Here is a 25,138-nt window from a genome sequence, read left to right on the forward strand (position 1 = left end):
GCGGGGCGGCGTAACGTGAGCGGATCGCGAGCGGGAGCCGCGACGAGTCGAAGGAGACCGGGTGTACGCGGAAGAGCGCCAAGCGCACATCGAGGCCGTGCTCGCCTCGAGCGGACGCGTCGTGGTCGCTGAGATCGCCCGCCACCTCGACGTCACGAGCGAGACCGTTCGCCGCGACCTCGATCAGCTCGAGACCCGCGGCATCCTGCGTCGGGTTCACGGCGGGGCCGTCGCCCCCTCGCGAGCGAGCCGCGTCGAAGCGTCGCTCATCGAGCGCCGCGACCGCAACACCGCGGCGAAAGACCGCATCGCCCTCGCCGCGATGCAACTCGTTCCACCGAGTTTCACGGGGTCGATCGCAATCGACGCCGGCACGACGACGGGTCTCCTCGCGCAGCGCCTCGTGCGCTGGACACCGGACACCCCGGGCCGCTCCCTCGTCGTCATCACCCACTCGACTCTCGTGGCCACGACCGTGAGCGAGAACCCCGCGATCGAGGTGCTCCTCCTCGGCGGCCGCCTGCGCGGCATCACGGGCGCCGCGGTCGGCGCGACGACCCTCGCCCAGCTCGCGACCGTGCGGCCGGATATCGCATTCATCGGCACGAACGGTCTGCACGCCGAGTTCGGGCTGAGCACCCCCGACACCGACGAAGCCGCGGTCAAGGGCGCGCTCACGACGGGCGCCCGCCGGGCGGTCGCCCTCGCCGACGCGTCGAAGCTCGGCGAAGCCACCCTCGTGCGGTTCGCGACCCTCACCGACATCGACACCCTCATCACCGAGGCGACCCCCGACACCGAACTGCACACCGCCCTCGACCTCGCCGACGTGGAGGTACTCGTCGCATGATCGTCACCCTCACCACCAACCCGAGCCTCGACCGCACGATCGAGCTCGCCCGCGCGCTCGACCGCGGCGAAGTGCAGCGGGCATCCGCCACCCACGAACAGCCCGGAGGCAAGGGTGTCAACGTCTCGCGGGCGCTCCTCGCCTCGGGGCTGCCGACCCTCGCGGTGCTCCCCGGCGCGACGGACGACCCCTTCGTCGTCGCGCTGCTGGCCGAGCGCATTCCGACAGCCGCCCTCCCGATCGCCGGCCGCGTGCGCTCGAACGTGACCCTCACCGAGCCCGACGGCACGACGACGAAGATCAACGAGCCCGGGCCGACGCTCGACGCCGCCGACGAGGCCGCGCTCGTCGAACTCGTCGTGACCCGGAGCGCCGGAGCCGACTGGCTCGTGCTCGCCGGGTCGCTGCCGCCCGGCCTCTCCCCCGACTTCTACGCGACGGTCGTGCGCGCCGTGCGGGCGGCCGCCGCGATCGGAACGGATGCCGCGCGCGCACCCCGCATCGCCGTCGACTCCTCCGGCCTGCCGATGGCCGCCCTCATCGCGTCGGGTGTCGGTGTGGATCTCGTGAAGCCCAACGCCGAGGAGCTCGCCGAGCTGACCGGACACACCGACCCCGCCGCGCTCGAAGCCGACCCCGCTGCGACCCTCCTCGCGGCGCAGACGCTCCTCGATGCGGGGTGCGGCGCCGTGCTCGCGACCCTCGGGTCGAAGGGCGCCGTTCTCGCCACGCGAGACGGCGCCTGGCTCGCGACGATGCCCCCGATCGTGCCGCGCAGCACTGTCGGCGCCGGGGATTCGTCGCTCGCCGGCTACCTCCACGCCGACACCCGCGGCGCGACGGCACCCGAGCGCCTCGCCCAGGCCGTCGCGCACGGTGCCGCCGCGGCATCCCTCCCCGGCAGCACGATGCCGTCGGCCGACCAGACCCACCCCGAGGCGGCCGACATCCGACCGCTCTCGCCGATCACCGCCGATCACTGAACACCGCACTGAACACCCTCGCCAGTCAGGAGAACACAATGTCGTCACTCATCACCCCCGGCCTCGTCTTACTCGACGTCGACCTCGGCACCGATCGCGCGGGAGTCATCCGCACGCTCGCCGAGAAGGTCGCCGAAAACGGTCGCGCGACCGACGCGTCCGCCCTGTTCGACGACGCGTGGGCGCGCGAGCAGAAAACCGACACGGGCATCCCCGGCGGTATCGCCATCCCCCACTGCCGCTCTACGGCGGTGACCGAAGCCACCCTCGTGATGGCACGACCCACCCCCGCGGTCGACTTCGGTGCGACGGATGCTCCCGCCGACCTCATCTTCTTCATCGCGGCGCCCGACGGGGCCGACCAGGTGCACCTGAAACTGCTCTCGAAGCTCGCGCGCTCGCTCATCAAACCCGAGTTCGTCGGCGCGTTGCGCGCAGCGGGCAGTCGCGAGGAGATCGTGTCGCTCGTCGAGGGCGCGGTCGCGGATGAGCCGGCGCCGACAGAAGCCGCACCGGCCCCGGCCGCCGCCGATGCCCCGGCCGCGAACGCCGACCGCCCCGTGCTCGTCGCCGTCACCGCGTGCCCCACCGGAATCGCCCACACCTATATGGCTGCCGACTCGCTCGTCGCCGCCGCTGAGCGAGCGGGCGTCACCCTGCACGTCGAAACCCAGGGATCGTCGGGCGCCAAGCCCCTCGACCCCGCGATCATCGCGAGCGCTGCCGCGGTCATCTTCGCCGTCGACGTGGATGTCCGCGACAAGGGCCGATTCGCCGGCAAACCCGTGATCCAAGCCCCCGTGAAGCGCGGCATCGACGCGCCGGACGCCATGGTGTCCGAGGCGCTCGCGGCCGCGAACGACCCGAACGCGCCGAAGGTCGCCGCGGCGAGCGGCGCGGGGTCGACCGCATCCGCCGACATGTCATCGACGGGGGCGAAGGAGAGCTTCGGCGGCAAGCTCAAGAAGTGGCTTCTCACGGGAGTCAGCTACATGATCCCGTTCGTCGCCGGAGGCGGGCTGCTCATCGCCCTCGGTTTCCTGTTCGGAGGGTTCGAGATCGTCAACGACGGACTCAACACCCAGATCGTCCTCGGCAACAGCCTGCTCAACCTGCCGGACGCGACAGGCCGGTCGTGGTTCAACTTCGCCGACGGAACGAGCCTCGGCGCCTACCTCGGCGCCGTGTTCGTGACGATCGGGCAAGCGTCGATCGGGTTCCTCGTTCCCGCCCTCGCGGGATACATCGCCTACGCGATCGCCGACCGCCCCGGAATCGCGCCCGGCTTCACCGCCGGTGCCGTCGCGCTCATCATGAACGCGGGCTTCCTCGGCGGACTCGTCGGTGGACTCATCGCGGGTGGTATCGCCTTCGCGATCGGTCGCCTGAGCGTTCCCACATGGCTGCGCGGGCTCATGCCCGTCGTCATCATTCCGCTCGGCGCGTCGATCGCGGCATCCGGCCTCATGATCGTGCTGCTCGGCGGACCGATCGCGCTGCTCACGACGGGCCTCAACGACTTCCTCTCCGGTCTCGACGGGGCGTCGGCCATCCTGCTCGGTGTCATCCTCGGCACCATGATGGCGATCGACCTCGGTGGCCCCGTCAACAAGGTCGCCTACGCGTTCGCTGTCGCCGGCCTCGGTGCCGGGTCGTTCGACAACCAGGCGCCGTGGGCCATCATGGCCGCCGTCATGGCCGCAGGAATGGTGCCGCCGCTCGCCATGGCTCTCGCCTCGACCGTGCTCGCGCGTCGCCTGTTCACCCCGGTGGAGCGCGAGAACGGCAAGTCGGCGTGGTTGCTCGGTTCGGCGTTCATCTCGGAGGGAGCGATCCCGTTCGCCGCGGTCGACCCGCTGCGCGTCATCCCCGCGGGCATCGTCGGCGGAGCCCTCACGGGAGCCATCACGATGGCGGCGGGGGTCACCTCGCAAGCGCCGCACGGAGGCTTCTTCGTGTTCTTCGCGATCGGCAACTTCCTGATGTTCGCCGTCGCCGTCGCCGCGGGCACGATCGTCTCCGCCCTCATCGTCGTCGCCCTCAAGCGCTGGACGGTGCGCACACCGCGAGCGGAGGACGCCGGCCGCGCGGCCGAGGCGCGCGACGCGGACGTCGTCACGCCGGTCAGCGCGTCCGCATGAGCCGGCCATAACCTGACCTGACCTGACCTGACCTGACCACGAGAGAAGGAGAACACCATGGCCGAACGCCACGCCACCATCGCGAGCAGTGTCGGGCTGCACGCCCGCCCCGCAGGACTCTTCATCGACGCCGTAAACAAGCAACCCGTGAGCGTGACGATCAGCAAAGACGGAAGCGCGCCGCTCAATGCGGCGAGCATCCTCTCGATCATGAGCCTCGGCGCGGCGCACGGCGACGTCGTGACCCTCGCGGCCGAGGGTGACGGAGCCGAAGCGGCGCTCGACGAGCTCGTGGCCCTGCTCGAGACCGACCTCGACGCCGAATAGCGCCCCCCGAAGTACCTCGATTCCGCGAGCGTGCGTCAGATCCGACGTACGCTCGCGGAAACGGGATACAGGCGGCGTGGGGTTTGCGCGCGGTCGCGGGTGGCCTCAGGGTGCGGGCGGGGCCCCGTCGGAGGTCGGCCCGGGGCGGCCCGCGGCGCGCACCGCGGGGTGAGAGACGTCGGGGCTCGGCTGGCGAGCGGCCCCCTGGCTCTTCGCGGCGAGCGCGCCCTCGTAGAGGTCGCGTCGCCCGAGCCCCGTCGCCTCGGCGACCTCGACGGATGCCTGCTTGAGCTTGGTGCCCGCGGCCACGAGTGACAGCACCTCGGTGATCCCTGCCGCGAGATCCATCGCGGGTGCCACCGCGCCTTCGACGACGATGCAGATCTCACCCCGCACCCCGCTCGACGCCCACTCCCCGAGTTCGCCCGCCGTGCCGCGCTTGACCTCCTCGTAGAGCTTGGTCAGTTCGCGGCACACGGCGATGCGGCGGTCGTCTCCGAGCGCGAGTGCGATGTCGCGCACGGTGTCTCCGAGCCGGTGCGGTGACTCGAAGAACACCATCGTGCGGGGCTCCCGAGCGAGTCGCGCGAGGGCGGCGACACGACCTTTGCGCGGCATGAACCCTTCGAAGGTGAACCGATCGGTCGCGAGCCCCGAGAGCGCGAGGGCGGTGATGACGGCCGACGGTCCTGGCAGCGCCGTGACGGTGACTCCGGCAGCGGCGGCGGCCGCCACGAGGGGGAACCCGGGGTCGCTGATGGCGGGCATTCCGGCGTCGGTGAGCACGAGAACATCCGAGTCTCGGGCGAGCTCGACGAGTTCGACGGCTTTCTCGTGCTCGTTGTGTTCGTGCATGGCGATGAGCTGGGGGCGGTTCTCGACCCCGAGGGCGCGCATGAGGTGGATGGTCACGCGCGTGTCTTCCGACGCGATCACGTCGACACGGCCGAGCGCCTCGACGAGGCGGGTGGAGGCGTCGCCGAGGTTGCCGATGGGCGTCGCCGCGAGGATGATCACGCCCCATTGTCTCAGCCGGTCGGCCCGTGACCCGCGGCTACCATTGCCCGTGTGACCCGCGCCGCCCCCCAGCATCCCCCGGTGGTGGGCCCTCGCCCCGTGCCCGCAGCATCGCGGCGGTCGCTCTCTCGACTGCGTCCGGCGCTCCCGTGGCTCGGTCCCCTCGGCGTCGTCGTCCTCGCGGCCGTGCTGCGCCTCTGGAATCTCGGGTCGCCGCGCTCCCTCGTCTTCGACGAGACCTACTACGTGAAAGACGCCTTCTCTCTTCTGCAGTTCGGCTACGAGGGCCAGTGGGGCGAGTCGGCCGGGGGCGAGGGGGCGGATGCCGCGTTCGCGACCGGTGACACCTCGTCGCTGTCGAGCGACGCGGCGTTCATCGCGCACCCTCCCCTCGGCAAATGGATCATCGCCCTCGGTGTGCGGGTGTTCGGGGTCGACGATCCGTTCGGGTGGCGGGTGAGCACGGCCGTCGTCGGTGTGCTCGCGGTCGCCCTCGTGTGTGTGCTCGCGTTCGCGCTCTTCCGCTCGGTCGCGCTCGCGACCCTCGCGGGCGGGCTTCTCGCGATCGACGGTCTCGCGATCGTGATGTCGCGCACGGCCCTGCTCGACAACTCGCTCATGCTCGTGACTCTCGCGGGGTTCGGAGCCGTGCTCCTCGATCGACGGCAGAGCGCGCGACGCCTCGACGCGTGGATCGCGAGTCGGGTCGATCGCGGGCTCCGCATCGATTGGGGTCCGTCGCTGTGGTGGCGACCGTGGCTCGTCGCAGCGGGGGTGCTGTTCGGTCTCGCGACGGCGGTCAAGTGGAGCGGGCTCTACTTTCTCGCCGTCTTCGCGGTCTACACTCTCGTCGTCGATGCCGTGGCGCGGCGCCGGGCGGGCGTGGCGTTCTGGGCGAGCTCGGTGGTGTTCCGCCAGGCCCCGGTCAGTTTCGTGCTCACGGTGCCCACGGCCGCGGTCGCCTACGTCTCGACCTGGGCGGGGTGGCTGCTCTCGTCAGACGCCTACGGGCGCGGCTGGGCCGACGACGAGGATGCCCTCGGCGGCGCGGCGAGCGACCGACCGTTCGCGTGGCTCCCGAACGCCCTCGAGAGTCTGTGGCGCTACCACGTCTCGATGTACAACACGAACGTGGGCCTCGAGACTCCGCACAGCTACGAGGCCAACCCGCTCACGTGGTTCCTGCTCGTGCGCCCGACGGCGTTCTTCTACGCGGGCTCGAGCGAGGGCGAGGGCGGATGCGCGGCGCCGACGTGTTCGGAGTACATCACGTCGATCGCGAACCCCGTGCTGTGGTGGCTGCTCATTGTGGCTCTCGGATACCTCGTCTACCGCCTCGCGCGCTACCGCGAGTGGCGCGTCGGCCTCATCCTCACGGGTGTCGCCGCCGGCTATCTCCCGTGGTTGCTCTACCTCGACCGCACCGTGTTCCAGTTCTACACGATCGTGTTCCTCCCCTATCTCGTGCTCGGGGCGACTCTCGTCGTGAAGCTCTTCGTCGACGGAGCGCGCGACGCGAGCGGGCGCATCCGGTGGTCTTCCCCGCCTCTCGTCGCACTGGGGGTCGCGCTGCTGCTCGTCGTCGCGACGAGCGTGTTCTTCTGGTCGGCGTGGTCGGGCATCTCGGTGTCCGGCACCTACCAGCGGTGGCACTACTGGTTGCCCACCTGGCGCTGAGAACGTCGTCGTCCTTCTCCGCCAGCGAACGGATCGAGAGACCGGGGAGTGACCGGGAGAGACCGGGTTCGCTACGCGCCGGCCGTCGCCCGCACGCGGAACCACAGGCTGAGCTCCCGCACGGCGCGCATGGTCGAGTCGAGGTCGGTGGGATCGTCGAGATCGTGGAAGGTGCTGCGGAACCCCGGGGGCGCTTCGCCCGCCGGCTCGCTCACGCGCGCGTGCCCCATCGTCCATTCGGCGAAGTGACGCTCGGTGAGCGCTTCTTCGAAGAGCACCCGCATTCCGCGGTGACGCGAGTCTTCGCCGATCGTCGCGAGGAGGCTGCGAACGGCGTCACGCGGACCCTCGAGCACTTGAAGAAACCGGCCGCCGCGATAGAGGAGCATGCCCGTGATTCCGGACTCGGCGTTGTTGCGTCGACTCTGGCGCAGGAGCCCGCCCAGCTGCTCCTCGTCGAACTCGTGGTCGCCGAAGCTCGTGTAGACGACGGACAGGAGCTCGGGTGCGCCTTCGGGGAGCGCGTCGACGGCGGTCATGCCGTCTCGCCCGCTCGACCTCGGCCCGCTGGCTCGAGCTGCTCGAGCGCACGCATTGCGGTGTCGAGTTCGGCGAAGTGACCGACACCGCGCGAGAACGGGTCGCTCACGAGGTACCGGCCGTCGTCTTGCCTGTCGATGTAGCCGAGGAAGTTGCCGTCGACGCTACCGACGTAGAAGTCGTCTTCTACCTGTGCCCAGACGACATCGGCGTCGTCGCGCACCTCGTTGAGCGTGGTGTCTGTGGTCATTCTCTCTGTCTCCAACGGCCCCCGGTTGCTGGGGCCTCGCCAAGACTAGGTGACCGCCTCGGGAGAAGCTGGGTGCCTGGACATCGGGCGAGTGGGCGTGTAACGCGGCGTCACCCGAGCTCCGCGTTCGCGGCGCTCGGGTAGCGTGAGCGGATGGCTGACGCGACACCCGACTCACCCGCGAACACCGCGAACACCGCGACCTCCGACCACGAGTGGGGTTTCCGCACCCGGGCGATCCACGCGGGCAACATCCCCGACGCCGTCACGGGCAGCCGCGCACTCCCGATCTACCAGTCGTCGGCGTTCGTCTTCGACGACACCGCGGATGCCGCGGCCCGCTTCGCCCTGCAGAAGTACGGCAACGTCTACAGCCGTCTGAGCAACCCGACGGTCGCGTCGTTCGAGGAACGGGTCGCGAGTCTCGAGGGCGCGCTCGGCGCCGTGGCGACGGCATCCGGTCTCTCGGCGCAGTTCATCACGTTCGCCTCTCTCGCGGGGGCGGGCGATCACATCGTCGCGTCGGCGAACCTCTACGGCGGGTCGATCACGCAGCTCGACGTCACCCTGCGCCGCTTCGGCGTCGAGACGACGTTCGTGCAGAGCTCCGACCCCGCCGACTACGCCGCGGCCATCACCGATCGCACCAAGCTCGTCTACGCCGAGACGGTCGCGAACCCCTCGGGCGAGGTCGCCGACATCGCCGGGCTCGCGGATGTCGCGCACGCCCACGATCTGCCCCTCATCATCGATTCGACGATCGCGACGCCCTATCTCAACCGGCCCATCGAGTGGGGAGCCGACGTCGTCGTGCACTCGGCCACGAAGTTCCTCGGGGGCCACGGCACGACCCTCGGCGGTGTCGTCGTCGAGAGCGGGCGCTTCCCGTGGGCCAACGAGCACTTCCCCCTCTTCGATCAGCCCGTGCCGAGCTACGGCGGTCTTAACTGGAGCGGCAACTTCGGCGAGTACGCCTTCCTCACCCGGTTGCGCGCCGAGCAGTTGCGCGACATCGGGCCGGCCCTCGCGCCGCACTCGGCGTTCCTGCTCGCGCAGGGTGTCGAAACCCTTCCGTTCCGGATGCAGGCCCACGTCGACAACGCGCGGGCCGTCGCCGAGTGGCTCGACGCCGACGACCGCATCGAGGCCGTGTTCTGGGCCGGGCTCCCCGACCACCCGCACCACGATCGGGCACGCAAGTATCTGCCGAAGGGACCGGGTTCGGTCTTCAGCTTCGTGGTCCGCGCCACCGCGACCCAGGGGGGCCGCGAGGTGGGTCAGTCGTTCATCGAGTCGGTCGACCTCGCGAGCCATCTCGCCAACATCGGCGACGCGAAGACCCTCGTGATCCACCCCGCCTCGACGACCCACGCCCAGCTCAACGAGCAGCAGCTCGTCGACGCGGGTGTGCTCCCGGGAGTCGTGCGCATCAGTGTCGGAATCGAAGACCCCGACGACATCATCTACGACCTCGACCAGGCGCTCACCACGGCGACGAAGGGCCGCTCATGAGTTTCGACACCGGCGGAACAGCCCCGGGCATCCCCACGACGCCGCCCGCTGCCGCCCCGCGAGACACAGCCGAGGACTCGATCGACGAGAGCCAGCCGACGGATGCCGCGCCCGCCACGAATCCGAACGCCACCGTGCAGACGCAGCTCGCCAACGGGCTCACATGCGCGCTCCCGGCGAGCAGTCCCCTCGCCAAACTGCTCGCGTCGCAGCGCACGTGGGTGGGACCGACCGCGAAACAGCGTCTCGGCATCCTCCGCCGTGCGAAGTCGATCGCGATCGTGGGCGCCTCGCCCAACCCCGCCCGCTCGAGTTACTTCGTGGGCACCTATCTGCTGCAGTCGAGCGACTACCGCGTCTACTTCGTCAACCCGATGGCCGACACCGTGCTGGGCCACAAGGCCTACCCTGATCTGGCGTCGCTCCCCGAGGTGCCCGACATCGTCGACGTGTTCCGCAAGGCGAGCGACATCCCCTCGGTCATCGACGATGCGATCGCGGTCGGCGCGACGACCGTGTGGGTGCAGCTCGGCATCTGGAACCAGGAGGCGGCCGAGTACGGCGAGTCGAAGGGGCTCACGGTCGTCATGGACCGCTGCATCAAGGTCGAGCACGCCCGGTTCCACGGCGGACTGCATCTGCTCGGTTTCGACACGGGAGTGATCTCGGCGCGCAAGGTCGTGCGCTGAGCCGAGGCGCACTCCTGATCGACGCTCACATCTGCACAAACGTGCAGGCCGTTCGGCGCGGTGGGGGTCCGAGCGCTGGGTAGTGTCGATCGGGGCGCCCGGCGGGCGGCCCGAATCCCCCTCTTCACCACTCTGAGGTCTGTCACCGTGGACACGCTCGAGCGTCTCCCCGCGCAGCCGCTATCGAACGGAACGACCGTGAACCGCGCTCTCCTCAAGAGAAACAGCTTCTGGCTGGCTCTCTCGCTCATCTTCTGCCTCATCTCCGGAATCGGTGCGTCACTCGTTCAGACGTCGGGCGGGTCGACCGAGGTCACCGAGCTCCGTCTCGAGACGTCGACGGGTCAAGCTCTCAGCGCTCTGCTCTTCGTGCCCGAGACGGCGACCGCCGACACCCCCGCACCCGGGATCGTCGTGAGCCACGGGTGGTGGAACAACAAGGAGATGCAGGACGCCAACTTCGTCGAACTCTCCCGGCGCGGTTTCGTCGTCATGTCGATCGACATGTACGGCCACGGCGACTCCGACCCGCTCACCTTCGGGCAGGAGCCCGTCGACGGCACAGGCATGTACAGCGCCGTCGAAGCACTCGCCGCCCTGCCATACGTCGACACCGAGCGCATCGGCGTCGAGGGCCACTCGAACGGCGCTCGCGCCGCGAACTTCTCGATGCCCATCGACAACGAGCGTGACGAACCCCTCATCTCCTCGGTCCTCCTCGTCGACAACGACGGGGTCTACCGCGACGAGACGGCGGACGGCGCCTACTTCAACCTCTACGGCGCGCGCGACGTCGGCATCGTCGCCGACCAGTACGACGAGTTCTTCTTCCGCAGCTACGACGCCGACGGCAACGCCGTGACCGCCCCGCGCGACTACATCACGACCGACAACGCCCAATCGTTCCTCGCGTTCGGCGCCGACCCGGCGGAGCTCGACGAGGAGCGTGTGGCATCGCAGTTCTACACCGACGACGTCGACGGCACCGAGGCGTTGCGCATCGTCTACACCCCGGCCGAGACCCATCCGTGGGGGCCGTTCTCGAAGACCACCACGGGGAGCGTCATCGAGTTCTTCGAGGAGTCGCTCGGCGCCCCCGCTCCTCTCGCCTCCGACGCCCAGGTCTGGCAGGTGAAGGCGTTCTTCAACGCCCTCGGACTCGTCGGCTTCGGCATCTTCCTCGTCGCCTTCACCCGGGCGATGCTCACGACTCGTGCCTTCGCCTCCCTCGCCGGCACCCCCGCGCCGCGCGCCGTCGCGAACCGCGGTCTCGGTCTCGTCTGGTTCTGGGGTGGCCTCGCCGTCTCGGCCGTGATCTCCGCGACGAGCTGGATCCTGCTGAGCCAGAACACCGCGGTCTCGGCTCTCGCCTTCAACACCGTGCCCTCGATCTTCACTCAGGGCGCAGTCACCTTCGTCGCCTTCTGGGCGCTCGTCAACGGTCTCGCCGCGATCGTCATCATGGGCCTCTCCTTCGTGCTCTTCGGTCGACGTCACGGCCTCGATCTGCGCGCGTCCGGCGTGCTGCCGGGGTGGCGCAAGGGGCTCCTCGGCACGCTCCTCGGCGTGATCACGGTCGTCGCGGCGTTCGGTCTCGTCTTCGTCGTCGACTACCTCTTCACGACCGACTTCCGCCTCTGGGTTCTCGCGGTCAAGGCGTTCACGCCAGACAAGATCGGCATCGCGCTGCTCTACCTGCCTTTCTTCCTGCTGTTCTACGTCGCGAGCTCGGTGTCCGTGAACTCGTTCAACAGGTCGACGATCGCGGGGCGCGAGTGGCTCAACACGGCTGTCGTCGCCCTCGCGACAGCACTCGGTGCACTCGTGCTCGTCATCGCGCAGTACACGACGTTCGCCGCGACCGGCGAGCTCATCCCCGGCTTCGGCGGCATCTTCAGCATCTGGCTCATCCCGATCATCGTGATCCTCGCGGCGAGCGTCGTGATCACCCGCAAGATCTACCGCGCGACGGGAAACCCCTACATCGGTGGCGTCATCAACGCGGGAGTCGCGACGGTCATCTCCGTGACCAACACGCTCACGTTCACCTGATGCGGCCGGGGAGTCTCTCGTGCGCCAGCCGCACGAGGGACTCCCCGCCCACTGGGGCGATCAGTCGTTCTCGCGCACGTCGTTGCGCTCACCCGCGCTGTCGATCGAGCGGATCGCGTCATCGGCGACCACGTCGTTGTCCGATCCCTCGATCACGACGGTCCCGATGCTCCCGTCGACCTCGACACTGTTGCGTTCGCCTCGCACCATGACCTCGCCGAGGTCGCCGTCGACATCCACCTCGTTGTCCTGGCCCTCGATCTCGATCGACCCGACCGTCTCCGCGTCGACCTGGGTCCGAGCGCCGCGTATGACGAGCGTCTCGATGCTCTCGGCGTCGACCTCGATGTCTTCGCCCTGAACGGTCACCGTGCCGCACACACCCTCGAGTTCGAACTCCCGACCCTCGCCGGTCAGATCGATCGATTCTCCGTCGCACCGGATGTCGTCGCCGTCACGCTCGGGGTCCGACCCTCGATCATCGTCTCGACTCGACCCACGATCCGGGCGGTCCCGGTCGTCCACGGGCGTGAGCGAGGAGGGGAGCGTGACGCACGCGGAGAGGAGGAGGGCCGTCGAGGCGGCGACGACAGCGCCGGCGAACGTTCTGCGGGTTCTCATGCCCTCACCGTACGCCGAGAGCGTTACGGTTCTTTGCAGATTCCCGACCACTGTCGGTGGCCTCTTGCTACCGTGTGCTCGTGACGACCGGACCCCTTCTCATCTCGCCTCTGGTGTCGACGCAGTGGCTCGCCGACCACCTCGGAGCCGACAAATTCGTCATCATCGATGCGACGGTGTCGTGGTCGACGGGCGTGCTCGGAGAGTTCGGCGGTCTCGTCACCGGCCACGAGCGCTACGTGCTCGAGGGGCACATCCCCGGCGCCATCTTCGCCGACCTCATCGACGGCCTCTCCGACCCCGACGGCGCGGCCCCGTTCGCCAAGCCGTCGCAAGAAAGATTCGAGGATGCCGTCGGCCACCTCGGTATCGACAACGAGACGACCGTCATCGTCTACGACACCTCGTCTGGTGAGTGGGCGTCACGCCTCTGGTGGTTGTTCCGCTCGTGGGGTTACGACTCCGTGGCCGTTCTCGACGGCGGATTCGTGCGCTGGGTCGCCGAGGATCGCGCCGTCGAGCTCGGTCACGTGAGCCCCCTCACGGCCGACTTCGCAGCGTTCGAGCGACCGAGACTGTGGGCCGACCGCGCGGAGGTCGAGAGCATCGTCGCGGGCGACACCGACACGAGACTCGTGAGCGCCCTCCCGACGACGCCGTGGCGCGGTCGAGCGCCGATCGGGGCGAGCTCCCCGAGCACCTCCTCGAGCATCCCCGCGAGCGCGACGATCCCGGTGTCGCACCTCGTCGATCCCTCGACGAACGAGTTCGTCGACGAGGCGGCCCTGCGCGAACTGTTCGACGACGTCGTCGGGCATCGCGTCGTGACCTTCTGCCACAGCGGCATCGACGCCGCGGCCGATGCGCTCGCCCTGACCCTCATCGGCCAGGAGGATGTCGCGGTGTACGACGGCTCGCTCCTCGACTGGGACAGGGAGCACGCGCTCACCTCGCGCTGACGGCCTCTTCGGCGCGTGAGCGGGGCGCCCCAGGGTGCTCGCGACCCGCGCGGGTAGCATCGGCAGCATGTCACGCGCCCGGATCCTCCTCATCCTCGGCGCCACGGTGCCCGCCCTCCTTGCCGGCGCGATCGGCCTCACCCACCCGATGCGGCTCACCCCCGACACCGCGGGGTACTGGCGCGACATGCACATCGTGCTGCTCTTCGTCTTCCCACTCATGGGGCTCGCGCCGTGGCTCGTCGCGCGTGCGGTCGATCGTCGACTCGGCTGGCTCGGCGCGTTCTTCGGCTACGGCTTCGCCACCCTCTACACGGCACTCGACGTGCTCGCGGGAATCGGTGGGGGTGCCCTCGTCGCCGCGGGCGAACCCGACGCGACGTCGCCGATCTTCCGCATCGCCAACCTGCTCGCGACGGCGGGAGTGTGGTCACTCGTGGCCGGCACCCTCGTCGCGGGGGTCGCCGCGTTCATCCGCTCCCGGCTCGCGAGCATCCCGGGCACGCTGCTTGCGGTCGTCGGCGCCTACCTCATCGCCGAAGGACACGTGTTCTTTCCGCTCGGAACCGTCGCGATGCTCCTGCTCGCGGGCGGATACGCGATCCTCGCGGTCGTCGTCTCGCGGCCCCGCGCGATAGTCGGTCAGCCCGCAGACGCGAGCTCGTGAGCGAAGGCGTCCGCCGCGGTCACAGGTAGGCGACACACGAACTCCCGGCACACGTACGCCGTCGCGAGACCGCCCTGGCTCGTCCTCCCGGCGAAGAGCTCGAATCCCGCATCGGCGAACGCCCGTGCCGAGCTCTCGCTCACGATGGCGACGACGGCACCCGCCCTGTCGACCGATCGGGCCACGCCGACGACGGAGGAACCGTCATCCGCTCCCGTGACGACGACGATCTGGGGGCCGCGAGCGGCGATCGCGAGCATCGCACCGAGCGCGGCGCCGAACGACACCGGCCGCGGGGTCGCGAGCGGAGCGACGAGCGCCATGGCCCGTTCGGCCGCGACCGCGTATGCCGCCTCGCCCGTGAGCGAGTGCAGGGTGAGCGCCGTGCGAGCGAGCGAACTCACCCCCGAGGGGTACGCCCCCTCCGAAGGGTCGGTGTCGAGCGAGAGCCCTTGCGACGCGAGAACCGGGTCGCCGCCGCCCGGCACCGCGAACGGCACCTCGGAGTCGCCCGCCGCCGCCATCGCCCCGTCGACGAGTTCGCGCGCGGCGAGAGCCCAGCGGTGGTCGCCGGAGGCGAGCCCGAGCCTGAGCAGTCCCGCCGCGAACATCCCGTAATCCTCGAGGGTCGCGCGCGCCGCCGACACCGACTGACCGATGGATGCGCGCACGAGGGTGCCGTCGTCGAGTCGATGCCGTGAGAGCACGTGCTCCGCGGCGTCGCGAGCGAGGTCGATCCAGTCGGATCTGTCGTGGCGGAACCCCGCGTCGGCGAGCGCCTCGATCGCGAGGCCGTTCCACCCCGTGAGCACCTTCTCGTCGAGGGCGGGCGGGCGCTCGCGCGATCGCTCGACCGCGCCGAGCCGGTAGTAGCCGCCCTCGGTGCGCTCACCGTCGACGGTGCTCTCACTGTCTTGCGCCGACGCGAACGCCCCGCTCTCGAGTCGCATGACCGAGCCGAGAAACTGCGCGATGCCCTCCGCGACCTCGAGGTGCTCGCTCGAGCGCGCGTAGCACCCGAGAAGCAGAGCGTTGTCGTAGAGCATGCGCTCGTAGTGCGGTTCGCTCCAGTCGCGGCGCGTGGAGTAGCGGAAGAAGCCGCCCTCGACCGCGTCGCGCAACGGCGACGACGCCATCGCTCCGAGGGTGCGACGCGCGAGCTCGCCGGCGTCGCGCGGTGTGCGCCCCTCGGTCGACGTGGACGGGAGAGACCCCGCGTCGAGGAGCAGACCGAGCACGGGCACGACCGGAAATTTCGGTGCCGTGCCGAAGCCGCCGAACTCCGTGTCTTCGAACCCGACGAGCTCGCGTACGACCCCGTCGAACGCCTCGAGCGTCGGCAGGTCGCCGCGCGCGAGGGTCGCGCTTCCGGCGATCGCTCGCGCGACCGTGTCGGCGTTCGACTCGACCTCGTCGCGGCGGTCGCGCCAGGCATCCGCGACAGCGTCGAGCACAGTGCGGAACGGCGGATGCCCCTGCACCGGTTGCGGGGGAAAGTACGTGCCCGCGAAGAACGCCTTACCCGCCGGGGTGACGAAGACGTTGAGTGGCCACCCGAGCTGACCCGTGAAGGCGCCCGCCGCCGCGAGGTAGCTCGAGTCGACCTCGGGGTGCTCCTCACGATCGACCTTGATCGACACGAAGTCCCGGTTCATCTGCTCGGCGATCACGGGATCGCTGAAACTCTCGCGCGCCATCACGTGACACCAGTGGCACGTGGAGTATCCGATCGAGACGAGCACCGGAACGTCGCGTTCGGCGGCCTCGGCGAACGCCTCGGGCCCCCACTCCTGCCAGTCCACGGGGTTGTCGGCGTGCGACCTCAGGTAGGGACTGACGGCATCGATCAGGCGATTCGGCATGCTTCCAGCGTAGGCTCGCAGTGTGCCTACGACAGCCATAACCTTCATCGGTGGACCCACCGCGCTTCTCGAATACGCGGGCCTGCGCTTCGTCACCGACCCGACGTTCGACACCCCCACGACCTACGCCGAACCGGGAACGACCACCCTCGTGAAGACCGCGGGGCCCGGAGTGACGCGAGCCGGACTCGGCACCGTCGACGTCGTGCTGCTCTCGCACCACGCGCACAAGGACAACCTCGATTGGGAGGGTCTCGAGCTGCTCGCGCAGGGCCCGCTCACGCTCAGCACCAACTCGGCGGCGAGCGACCTGTGGGGCGGAACCGTGCGCGGCTTCGACGACTGGGAGAGCATCGACGTCGACGGCGTGACCGTGACCGTCGTTCCCGCGCTCCACGGCCCGCCCGGCTCGGAATCGCGCACCGGGGAGGTCGTCGGCTTCGTGCTCGAGGCACCGGGAGAGCCGACCGTCTACGTGAGCGGCGACAACGCGTCGCTCGGCCTCGTCGAGCAGATCGCCGAGAGGTTTCCCGCCATCGACATCGCGGTCCTCTCGGCGGGGGCCGCGCGCGTGCCGGGCATCGACGCGCCGCTCACCCTCACGGCGGAGCAGGCGCGCGCGGCCGCCGACGTGCTCTCGGCGACGCGCGTCGTGGTCGTGCACACCGAAGACTGGGAGCACTTCAGCGAGACGCGCGACGACGTGGTTGCGGCGTTCACCGACTCGAGCGCGCTCGTGCCGACACCCCGCGGCGAACGCGTCGAGCTGTAGCAACGCGTCGAGCTGAAGCAACGCGTCGAGCTGAAGCAACAGGGCAGACCACCGCGGGGCCGCGAGATCAGTTGATCTCGAGCGGGTCACCGCCCACACGCTCGCCACGCTCGAGGGCCGTGATGGCCCGCATCTCGTCGTCGCTCAGCTCGAAGTCGAAGACGTCGAAGTTCTCGGCGATGCGCGCGCGCGAGTTCGACTTCGGAAACACGACGTGACCCTGCTGGAGGTGCCAGCGCAGCACGACCTGCGCCGAGGTGCGCTCGTGGGCCGCCGCCGCCGCCGTGATCTCGTCGAGTTCGAGGAGGGGGTATTTGCCCTGCCCGAGCGGACCCCACGCTTCGGTGACGATGCCGTGATCGTGACCGTAGGCGGTTTCGGCGCGGCGCTGGTGGTACGGGTGCAGCTCGATCTGGTTCACGGCGGGCACGATGTCGCACTCGCGCTCGAGTCGCTCGAGGTGCTCGACGAGAAAGTTGCTCACGCCGATCGACCGCGTGCGACCTCCCTCGCGGATCGTCTCGAGCGCGCGCCAGCTCTCGACGTAGAGGTCACGCTGCGGGGTCGGCCAGTGGATGAGGTAGAGGTCGACGTGGTCGAGGCCGAGCTTCTCGAGGCTCGCGTCGAACGCCGCGGGCGCGGTCTCGGATCCCTGGTCGGCGTTCCACAGCTTCGTCGTGACGAACAGTTCGTCGCGAGCGATTCCGGATGCCGCGATCGCGCGACCGACACCCTCCTCGTTTCCGTAGATCGCCGCGGTGTCGATGTGTCGGTAGCCGACCTCGAGAGCGTCGGAGACGATGCGTTCCGTCTCGCCGGGGTCGACCTTGAACACCCCGAATCCGAGCTGCGGGATGAGATGGGAGTCGTTGAGGGTGACGCGGGGAACAGTCATACGCCCATGCTGTCACGCGCGACCGTCGGGTGAGCCCTACGGAACCGAGAGCTCCGCCTCGTCGAGACCCGCCTTGCGGTAGTGCCTGTTGCGCACGCTGAGGATCGCCGACCCGATGATCGCGGAGATGAACGAGCCCACGAGCACCCCGATCTTGGTGTCGTCGTCGTACTCGGAGCCCTGGCCGAACGCGAGCTCCCCGACGAGGAGCGAGACGGTGAAGCCGATTCCCGCGATGAAGGTCATCCCCACGAGGTCGATCCATCTGAATGACGGATCCAGGTCGATGCCCTTGATCCGCGTGATGAGCCACGAGCCGGCGAGGATACCGATGAACTTGCCCGCGATGAGTCCGACGATGACGCCGATCGCGATGCTCGTCTGCAGAGCGGTCGCGAGACCGGACAGCCCGCCGACCGCGACCCCCGCCGAGAAGAAGGCGAAGATCGGCACGGCGAGGCCGGCCGAGAGGGGGCTCCAGCGTTCGGCGAAGTGCTCGGCGAGACCGTGATAGCGCGGCTGGCCGTCGGGGCCGACACCGGCATCCACTCGGGCTCTCGGCGTCGCGAGAACCGGAACCGCGAACCCGAGCAGCACCCCGGCGACCGTCGCGTGCACTCCCGAGGCGTGGATGAGCGTCCAGGTGGCGAATGCGAGAGGCAGCAGGAGCCACCACGACCGCACGCCTCGCTGCACGAGCACCGTGAAGATCGCCAGCGGGATGAGGGCGAGTCCGAGCATGAGGAAATCGAGCTCGTCGGTGTAGAACACGGCGATGATCGTGATCGCGATGAGGTCGTCGACGATCGCGAGGGTCAACAGGAACGTGCGCAGCGCCGGGGGGAGGAACCGCCCGACGACCGCGATCACCGCGACCGCGAATGCGATGTCGGTCGCCGTCGGAATCGCCCACCCGCGCAGCGCATCGGCACCGTCGTCGAGGTTGATGAGGGTGAAGATCACGGCGGGAACGATGACACCGCCGACGGCACCCGCGATCGGCACCGCCGCGGCGCGCGGGTTGCGCAGTTTGCCCGCTACGAACTCCTCCTTGAGCTCGAGCCCCACGACGAAGAAGAAAATCGCGAGGAGACCGTCGGCAGCCCACGCCCCGACACTCAGATCGAGACGCCACTCGGGGATGCCGAAGGTGAAGTCGCGCACGGCGAAATACCCGTCGGCGATCGGGGTGTTCGCGAGAACGAGCGCGATGATCGTCGCACCGAGCAGAAGGGCGCCGCCGATCGCATCCTGACTGAGCACGCGCGCGAGGCGATACCAGGTGCTCGTCTTCTGCTGGCCGGACGGCCTCGGGTCGGTTTCAGTCGCCATGGGAGCTCTCGCAATCGCGGTCATCAACTCGAGGGGTGTGCGGCACCACCGCGAGATCGGCCGCCGGACCATCGTAGGCGACCCGGCGACGTACGATGGAATGCTCATGACCGACACCTCCGCCGCGCCGCCGCTCGAGATCAGCTACCCCGAAGAGCTGCCGGTCAGCAGGATGCGCGACGAGATCGCCGACATCGTGCGTGACAACCAGGTCGTGATCGTCGCGGGCGAGACCGGGTCGGGCAAGACCACGCAACTGCCGAAGATCCTGCTCGAACTCGGCCGCACGAGCATCGGACACACGCAACCCCGACGCATCGCGGCACGCACGATCGCCGAGCGCATCGCCGAGGAGCTCGGCACCGAACTCGGCGGCGTCGTGGGCTACCAGGTGCGGTTCACCGATCGCGTCGGCAAAGACACGCGCATCAAGCTCATGACCGACGGGATCCTGCTCAACGAGATCCACCGAGACCGGCTGCTCAAGAAATATGACGCGATCATCATCGACGAGGCCCACGAGCGCAGTCTCACGATCGACTTCCTCCTCGGCTATCTCAAGCAGCTCCTCCCCCGCAGGCCCGACCTCAAAGTCGTCATCACCTCGGCGACGATCGACCCGGAGAGCTTCGCGAAGCACTTCGCGGATGCCGCGGGCAACCCCGCGCCGATCGTCGAGGTGTCGGGCCGGACCTTCCCCGTCGAGGTGAGGTATCGCCCACTCGTCGCCGAGATCGCCGAGACCGACGATCTCGACGACCGCCCGGCCCCGAGCATCGACCCCATCGACGGCATCAACCAGGCCCTCGACGAGCTCTCGCGGGAGTCGTCGGGAGACGTGCTCGTGTTCCTGAGCGGGGAGAACGAGATCCGCGACGCCGAGGAGGCGATCGCGGGGCGCTCCCTCCCCTTCACCGAAGTGCTCCCCCTCTACGGTCGACTGAGCGCGGCCGACCAGCACCGCGTGTTCCGCCCGTCGACGACCGCCGGAACGCGCCGTCGCATCGTTCTCGCGACGAACGTCGCCGAGACGAGCCTCACCGTGCCCGGCATCCGCTACGTGATCGACGCGGGAACCGCGCGCATCTCGCGGTACAGCGTGCGGGCCAAAGTGCAGCGACTGCCGATCGAGGCGATCTCGCAGGCATCCGCCAACCAGCGGTCCGGGCGCTCGGGTCGCACGAGCGACGGCATCGCGATCCGGCTCTACTCCGAGGAGGACTTCGCGTCACGCCCCGAGTTCACCGAGCCCGAGATCCTGCGCACCAACCTCGCGGCGGTCATCCTGCAGATGATCTCGCTCGGGCTCGGAGACATCGCGGCGTTCCCCTTCTTGCAGCCGCCGGACTCCCGCGGCATCAAAGACGGCCTCGACCTGCTCACCGAGCTCGGCGCCGTGACCGCCGCGAAGGGAACGGACGAGCGCCGCATCACAGCGATCGGCAAGCAGCTCGCCCAGTTGCCCATCGACCCGCGACTGGGCCGCATGGTCATCGAGTCGAAGCAGCACGGCACGACACGCGAGGTCATGGCGATCGTCGCGGCGCTGAGCATCCAGGATCCGCGCGAGCGCCCACTCGAGAAGCGCACGCAGGCCGACCAGCAGCACGCGCGCTTCGTCGACCCGACGAGCGACTTCCTCGGCTTCGTCAACCTGTGGAACCACCTGCGCGAGAAGGAGGCCGAGCTCAGTAGCAGCGCCTTCCGGCGCCTGTGCAAAGCCGAATACCTCAACTACCTGCGCGTGCGCGAGTGGAACGACGTCTACCGCCAGCTGCAGAGGATGGCGAAGCCCCTCGGCCTCACGATCGGCGAGCCCCACGTCGACCCCGTCGGCATCCACAAGTCGCTTCTCGCGGGGCTCCTGAGCCAGATCGGAATCAAAGACCGCCAGAAGAAGGACTACGTCGGCGCACGCCAGGTGCGTTTTCTCGTTTTTCCGGGGTCGGCCCTCGCCAAGAAGCAGCCCGACGCGGTGATGAGCGCCGAGCTCGTGGAGACCAGCAGGCTCTTCGCGCGCGTCAACGCCGCGATCGACCCGGCCTGGGCCGAACCCCTCGCGAAAGACCTCGTCAAGCGCAGCTACAGCGAGCCGCGCTGGGAGAAGAAGCAGGGGGCCGTCGTCGCGTGGGAGAAGGTGACCCTCTACGGCGTGCCGATCGTCGAGAAACGACGCACCCAGTTCTGGCGCATCGACCCCTCGTATGCGCGCGACCTCTTCATCCGCAACGCCCTCGTCGAGGGCGACTGGGACATCGACCGCATCGACAAGCGCCTGTCGCAGTTCGATCGCGACAACCGGGTGCTGCGGAAAGAGCTGGCCGAGCTCGAGGAGCGCACGCGGCGCCGCGACATCCTCGTCGACGACGAAACCATCTTCGAGTTCTACCACCGCAGGATTCCCGCCGACATCTACTCGACCCGCGCGTTCGAGTCGTGGTGGCGCACAGCGCGCGCCGAGACGCCCGACCTCCTGACGATGACCGCCGAGAACCTCCTCGACGCCGAAGAGTCCGACGCGGGCATCGACGAGACGCGCTTTCCGAGCGAGTGGCGCCAGGGCGACCAGTCGCTCGGGCTGAGCTACCGGTTCGAGCCCGGAGCCGACGACGACGGCGTCACCGTGAAGGTTCCGCTCGCTCTCGTCGCGCGGCTCTCACCAGCCGGTTTCGACTGGCAGGTGCCGGGGCTGCGCGAAGAACTCGTCACGGCGCTCATCAAAAGCCTGCCGAAAGCGATCCGCCGCAACGTGGTTCCTGCGGCCGACTGGGCCAAGCGCCTACTCGAGAACGCGCACGGGCTCGAGACCGACGAGCTCGAAGAGACGAGCATCGTGGGCTACCTCGCCGAGATGATCCAGCGCAAGACCCACACCCCGGTGGATGTCGACGACTTCGAGCTCGAGAGAGTGCCCGCGCACTTGCGCGTGACGTTCTCCGTCGTCGACGACCGTGGCAGGGTCGTCGCGAGCTCGAAAGACCTCGAATCGCTGCGGCACAAGCTCAAGTCGCGGGCTCGCGACTCAGTCGCTCGCGTCGTCGCGGCCACCCCGCACGCGCTCGAGCGCCGCGGTCTCACATCGTGGGACTTCGAGGAGCTGCCGAAGGTCGTCGACACCCGCCAGGGGGGAACGGTCGTGCGGGGCTACCCCGCGCTCAGCGACGACGGTGCGAGCGTGTCGATCAGGATCATGAGCACACCGGCCGACCAGAGTGCGGCGATGGTGGGCGGCATCCGTCGGCTGCTGCTCCTCGCGATCCCGTCACCCCTCTCGTGGGTGCGCGACCACCTGAGCCAGAACGAGAAGCTCTTGCTCGCGACGAGCCCGTATCAGAACGTCAACGCGCTCTTCGACGACTGCTTGCTCGCGGTCGTCGACGCCGCGCTCCGGGAGCGCACCCCCGACGGACTGTTCTGGACCCGCGGAGAGTTCGACGCGGCGCGCACCGCCATCTCGGCCGGGCTCATCGACGCCCTCTACGAGACGGTGACGGCCGTGACGTCGGTGCTTGCGGCAGCGCGAGACGTCGAGCGCTCGATCAAGGCGACGACGAGCATGGCGCTGCTGCCCGTGCTCGCCGACGTTCGCACCCAGGTGGCCGGGTTGCTGTTCCCCGGTTTCGTGTCGGCGACGGGCGTCGAGCAGTTGCGCCACCTCCCCCGATATCTGCGCGCCATCGTCGCGCGGCTCGAGAGGCTGCCGACCGCGGTCGCGCAAGACCGCGTCGCACAGAACGAGGTGCATGCGGCGATCGGCCGGTTCGAGAACGCGGGAGGGCGCATCCCGCTGCCCGCCGACGCCGAGGCACGACTCACGCGCGTGCGGTGGCTGCTCGAAGAACTGCGGGTGAGCCTCTTCGCGCAGCAGCTGCGCACCGCGGAGCCCGTGTCGATGCAGCGCATCGTCAAGGCGCTCGCGGAGCGCTGACGCTCGCCGCGTACACTCGCGGCATGAACAGCGCTGTCATCGTCGACGCCGTGCGCACCCCGTCGGGCCGGGGCAAACCCGGGGGCACCCTCGCCCACTGGCACCCCGTCGACCTCCTCGCGACCACCCTCCGCGCACTCGTCGATCGCACCGGAATCGACCCGGCCCTCATCGACGACGTCATCGGCGGGTGCCTCGCCCAGGTCGGGTCGCAATCCGTCAACGTCACGCGCAACGCCGTGCTCGCCGCGGGGTTTCCGGAGTCGGTGCCGGGAACGACGATCGACCGGCAGTGCGGGTCGAGCCAGCAAGCGGCGACCTTCGCGGCTCAGGGGGTGATGGCGGGGTCGTACGACGTCGTCATCGCGTGCGGTGTCGAGCTCATGAGCGCGCATCCGATCGGGTCGGCGACCCTCGGAGACGACCCCTACGGGTCGGCCGTCGCCGCGCGATACCCCGAGGGCCTCGTCGGCCAGGGCGTCTCGGCCGAACTCGTCGCCGCGCGATGGAACCTCTCGCGACGCGACCTCGACGAGTTCGCCGCGCGATCGCACCGGCTCGCGGCATCCGCCGACTTCTCTCGGGAGACGATCCCGATCGACGGGCTCACGACCGACGAGACAGTGCGCCCCGGCACGACCGTCGAGGCTCTCGCGAGTCTGTCGCCGGCCTTCGTCGACGACGCGCTCGGCCGCCGCTTCCCCGAGATCGACTGGCGCATCACGGCGGGCAACTCCTCGCCGCTCACCGATGGGGCGTCTGCCGTGCTCATCATAAGCGAAGAACGCGCGGCGCTCCTCGACCTCACCCCCCGAGCCCGGTTCCGCGGGTTCGCCGTCACGGGTTCCGACCCCGTCGAGATGCTCACGGGCATCATGCCCGCCACACGGCGCGTGCTCTCTCGCACGGGCCTCGGGCTCGACGACATCGACGTCGCCGAGGTCAACGAGGCGTTCGCGAGCGTGCCGCTCGCGTGGCAGCGCGAGTTCGACGCCGACCCCGAGCGCATCAACCCGAAGGGCGGCGCGATCGCCCTCGGGCACGCCCTCGGCTCCTCGGGCACGCGACTGCTCACGACGCTGCTCGGCGCCCTCGAGGAGCGAGACGGCACCTTCGGGCTGCAGACGATGTGCGAGGGTGGCGGCATGGCCAACGCGACCGTGATCGAGAGGCTCTGATGGATGTCGCGGGGTCGGTCGCGCTCGTCACCGGCGGCGCCTCGGGGCTCGGGTTCGCCACCGCGCTCGCGCTGCGCGACTCCGGCGCGCGCGTCGTCATCGTCGACCTGGCCTCGTCGAACGGTGCGGACCTCGCGCGCGAGCACGGTCTGACCTGGGCTCCCGCCGATGTCGCCGACGAAGCGGCGGTGCGCGACGCCGTCGCGATCGCCGCGGCGCTCGGCGACCTCCGGCTCGTGGTCAACTGCGCGGGTATCGCGTCGCCGGGGCGGGTGGTCGGGCGCGACGGCCCGCATTCGCTCGAGGCGTTCGAACGAGTCGTCCGCGTCAACCTCGTCGGCACATTCAATGTCATCCGCCTCGCCGGAGCGGCGATGATCGAGGTCGCGATCGCGGGTGAGGAGCGCGGTGTGATCGTGTCGACGGCGTCGGTCGCCGCCTTCGACGGGCAGATCGGTCAGGCGTCGTACTCCGCATCCAAGGCCGGTGTCGCGGCCATGACGCTGCCGATGGCCCGCGAGTTCGCGGCGCACCGCATCCGCGTCATGACGATCGCTCCCGGGCTCTTCGAGACACCCATGCTCGCGGCCCTGCCGCAGAACGTCCGTGACTCGCTCGCCGCCCAGGTGCCTCACCCCGCGAGGCTCGGTGACCCCGCCGAGTTCGCTGCCCTCGTGCTCCACATCGCCGCGAACCCCCTGCTCAACGGCGAGACGATCCGTCTCGACGGCGCGGTGCGCATGGGGCCGAGGTAGCGGATCGCACTGCCCCCTGGCCGCAGACTGCAGGAGATCGCGGCATCCGGGGCACAGAATCTCCTGCGAGGCGCGCGCGATCAACAGCATCTCCGGCAATCCGCAACCGGGAACCCGAAACCCAGACCCCA

The 25,138-nt window shown here is 69.4% G+C and carries 21 protein-coding genes; 14 read left to right on the forward strand and 7 right to left on the reverse strand.

The window, feature by feature from the left end:
- Nucleotides 1-61 precede the first annotated feature (61 nt).
- From ACLHG5_RS07720 to ACLHG5_RS07735, 4 genes are read left to right on the forward strand one after another with little or no spacing between them, the layout of a single operon-like run.
- Entirely contained in the window at nt 62-850 is a 789-nt protein-coding gene (locus ACLHG5_RS07720; RefSeq protein WP_411314766.1) for a DeoR/GlpR family DNA-binding transcription regulator, read from the forward strand.
- A complete protein-coding gene (locus tag ACLHG5_RS07725) occupies nt 847-1,833 on the forward strand; it encodes a 1-phosphofructokinase family hexose kinase (RefSeq protein ID WP_411318326.1) in 987 nt (328 codons plus the stop codon). The genes ACLHG5_RS07720 and ACLHG5_RS07725 overlap by 4 nt, the downstream gene beginning before the upstream one ends.
- 38 nt (nt 1,834-1,871) lie before the next feature.
- Nucleotides 1,872-3,974 carry a fructose-specific PTS transporter subunit EIIC gene (locus tag ACLHG5_RS07730; protein ID WP_411318327.1) on the forward strand — a complete coding sequence of 701 codons (2,103 nt, stop codon included), beginning with the start codon at nt 1,872-1,874 and terminating at the stop codon, nt 3,972-3,974.
- Between the two features lie 57 nt (nt 3,975-4,031).
- Entirely contained in the window at nt 4,032-4,301 is a 270-nt protein-coding gene (locus tag ACLHG5_RS07735) for an HPr family phosphocarrier protein (RefSeq protein ID WP_411314763.1), read from the forward strand.
- A 105-nt stretch (nt 4,302-4,406) separates the two neighbouring features.
- Here ACLHG5_RS07735 and rsmI read toward each other — a convergent pair whose 3' ends face one another.
- Nucleotides 4,407-5,318: a 16S rRNA (cytidine(1402)-2'-O)-methyltransferase gene (rsmI, locus tag ACLHG5_RS07740; RefSeq protein ID WP_411318328.1), complete on the reverse strand. Its 912-nt coding sequence runs from the start codon at nt 5,316-5,318 to the stop codon at nt 4,407-4,409.
- A 51-nt stretch (nt 5,319-5,369) separates the two neighbouring features.
- Here rsmI and ACLHG5_RS07745 point away from each other — a divergent pair, with 51 nt between their 5' ends.
- Nucleotides 5,370-6,995 (forward strand): dolichyl-phosphate-mannose--protein mannosyltransferase, encoded by a 1,626-nt coding sequence (locus ACLHG5_RS07745; protein ID WP_411318329.1) that lies wholly within the window; start codon nt 5,370-5,372, stop codon nt 6,993-6,995.
- A gap of 71 nt (nt 6,996-7,066) precedes the next feature.
- Here the strand turns inward: ACLHG5_RS07745 and ACLHG5_RS07750 are convergent, their stop codons facing one another.
- A complete protein-coding gene (locus ACLHG5_RS07750; protein ID WP_411314760.1) occupies nt 7,067-7,534 on the reverse strand; it encodes a BLUF domain-containing protein in 468 nt (155 codons plus the stop codon).
- Nucleotides 7,531-7,785 carry a hypothetical protein gene (locus ACLHG5_RS07755; RefSeq protein WP_411314759.1) on the reverse strand — a complete coding sequence of 85 codons (255 nt, stop codon included), beginning with the start codon at nt 7,783-7,785 and terminating at the stop codon, nt 7,531-7,533. Before ACLHG5_RS07755 ends, ACLHG5_RS07750 begins: the two co-directional genes overlap by 4 nt.
- Nucleotides 7,786-7,938: 153 nt before the next feature.
- Between ACLHG5_RS07755 and ACLHG5_RS07760 the strand changes: the two genes are divergently transcribed.
- The 3 genes from ACLHG5_RS07760 (at nt 7,939) to ACLHG5_RS07770 (ending at nt 12,038) form a co-directional block, all read left to right on the forward strand.
- On the forward strand, nt 7,939-9,297 hold the full coding sequence (locus tag ACLHG5_RS07760; RefSeq protein WP_411314758.1) for an O-acetylhomoserine aminocarboxypropyltransferase/cysteine synthase family protein: 1,359 nt from the start codon (nt 7,939-7,941) through the stop codon (nt 9,295-9,297).
- A 134-nt stretch (nt 9,298-9,431) separates the two neighbouring features.
- Nucleotides 9,432-9,986 (forward strand): CoA-binding protein, encoded by a 555-nt coding sequence (locus ACLHG5_RS07765; protein WP_411318429.1) that lies wholly within the window; start codon nt 9,432-9,434, stop codon nt 9,984-9,986.
- Nucleotides 9,987-10,184: 198 nt separating this feature from the next.
- Nucleotides 10,185-12,038 carry an alpha/beta hydrolase family protein gene (locus ACLHG5_RS07770; protein WP_411318330.1) on the forward strand — a complete coding sequence of 618 codons (1,854 nt, stop codon included), beginning with the start codon at nt 10,185-10,187 and terminating at the stop codon, nt 12,036-12,038.
- A gap of 60 nt (nt 12,039-12,098) precedes the next feature.
- Here ACLHG5_RS07770 and ACLHG5_RS07775 read toward each other — a convergent pair whose 3' ends face one another.
- Nucleotides 12,099-12,659, reverse strand: coding sequence for a DUF3060 domain-containing protein (locus ACLHG5_RS07775; protein WP_411318331.1), 561 nt, complete (start codon nt 12,657-12,659; stop codon nt 12,099-12,101).
- 80 nt (nt 12,660-12,739) lie between these two features.
- Between ACLHG5_RS07775 and ACLHG5_RS07780 the strand changes: the two genes are divergently transcribed.
- Both ACLHG5_RS07780 and ACLHG5_RS07785 read left to right on the forward strand, forming a co-directional pair.
- Nucleotides 12,740-13,618, forward strand: coding sequence for a sulfurtransferase (locus tag ACLHG5_RS07780; protein ID WP_411318332.1), 879 nt, complete (start codon nt 12,740-12,742; stop codon nt 13,616-13,618).
- Nucleotides 13,619-13,685: 67 nt separating this feature from the next.
- Complete coding sequence (locus ACLHG5_RS07785; RefSeq protein ID WP_411314754.1) at nt 13,686-14,285, forward strand: hypothetical protein; 600 nt, start codon at nt 13,686-13,688, stop codon at nt 14,283-14,285.
- Here ACLHG5_RS07785 and ACLHG5_RS07790 read toward each other — a convergent pair.
- The gene (locus tag ACLHG5_RS07790) at nt 14,261-16,147 is read right to left on the reverse strand and encodes a thioredoxin domain-containing protein (RefSeq protein WP_411318333.1); all 1,887 of its coding nucleotides are present in this window, start codon (nt 16,145-16,147) and stop codon (nt 14,261-14,263) included. The two genes, ACLHG5_RS07785 and ACLHG5_RS07790, sit on opposite strands and share 25 nt — an antisense overlap.
- 22 nt (nt 16,148-16,169) lie before the next feature.
- On the opposite strand from ACLHG5_RS07790, the gene ACLHG5_RS07795 reads away from it, so the two are divergent.
- The gene (locus tag ACLHG5_RS07795) at nt 16,170-16,919 is read left to right on the forward strand and encodes an MBL fold metallo-hydrolase (protein WP_411314752.1); all 750 of its coding nucleotides are present in this window, start codon (nt 16,170-16,172) and stop codon (nt 16,917-16,919) included.
- 67 nt (nt 16,920-16,986) lie between these two features.
- Here the strand turns inward: ACLHG5_RS07795 and ACLHG5_RS07800 are convergent, their stop codons facing one another.
- Both ACLHG5_RS07800 and nhaA read right to left on the reverse strand, forming a co-directional pair.
- On the reverse strand, nt 16,987-17,814 hold the full coding sequence (locus tag ACLHG5_RS07800; RefSeq protein ID WP_411318334.1) for an aldo/keto reductase: 828 nt from the start codon (nt 17,812-17,814) through the stop codon (nt 16,987-16,989).
- A 36-nt stretch (nt 17,815-17,850) separates the two neighbouring features.
- The gene (nhaA, locus tag ACLHG5_RS07805; protein ID WP_411318335.1) at nt 17,851-19,146 is read right to left on the reverse strand and encodes a Na+/H+ antiporter NhaA; all 1,296 of its coding nucleotides are present in this window, start codon (nt 19,144-19,146) and stop codon (nt 17,851-17,853) included.
- Between the two features lie 106 nt (nt 19,147-19,252).
- Here nhaA and hrpA point away from each other — a divergent pair, with 106 nt between their 5' ends.
- Genes hrpA through ACLHG5_RS07820 form a run of 3 tightly spaced genes read left to right on the forward strand, consistent with a single transcriptional unit; the run spans nt 19,253 to nt 25,007 of the window.
- Nucleotides 19,253-23,074, forward strand: a complete 3,822-nt coding sequence (gene hrpA / locus ACLHG5_RS07810) for an ATP-dependent RNA helicase HrpA (protein ID WP_411318336.1) — start codon at nt 19,253-19,255, stop codon at nt 23,072-23,074.
- Between the two features lie 23 nt (nt 23,075-23,097).
- Entirely contained in the window at nt 23,098-24,252 is a 1,155-nt protein-coding gene (locus ACLHG5_RS07815; RefSeq protein ID WP_411318337.1) for a thiolase family protein, read from the forward strand.
- A complete protein-coding gene (locus tag ACLHG5_RS07820; RefSeq protein WP_411318338.1) occupies nt 24,252-25,007 on the forward strand; it encodes an SDR family NAD(P)-dependent oxidoreductase in 756 nt (251 codons plus the stop codon). The genes ACLHG5_RS07815 and ACLHG5_RS07820 overlap by 1 nt, the downstream gene beginning before the upstream one ends.
- The last annotated feature ends 131 nt before the right edge of the window (nt 25,008-25,138 follow it).

This window comes from Marisediminicola sp. LYQ85, assembly GCF_046600695.1.
Taxonomy (GTDB): Bacteria; Actinomycetota; Actinomycetes; order Actinomycetales; family Microbacteriaceae; genus Marisediminicola.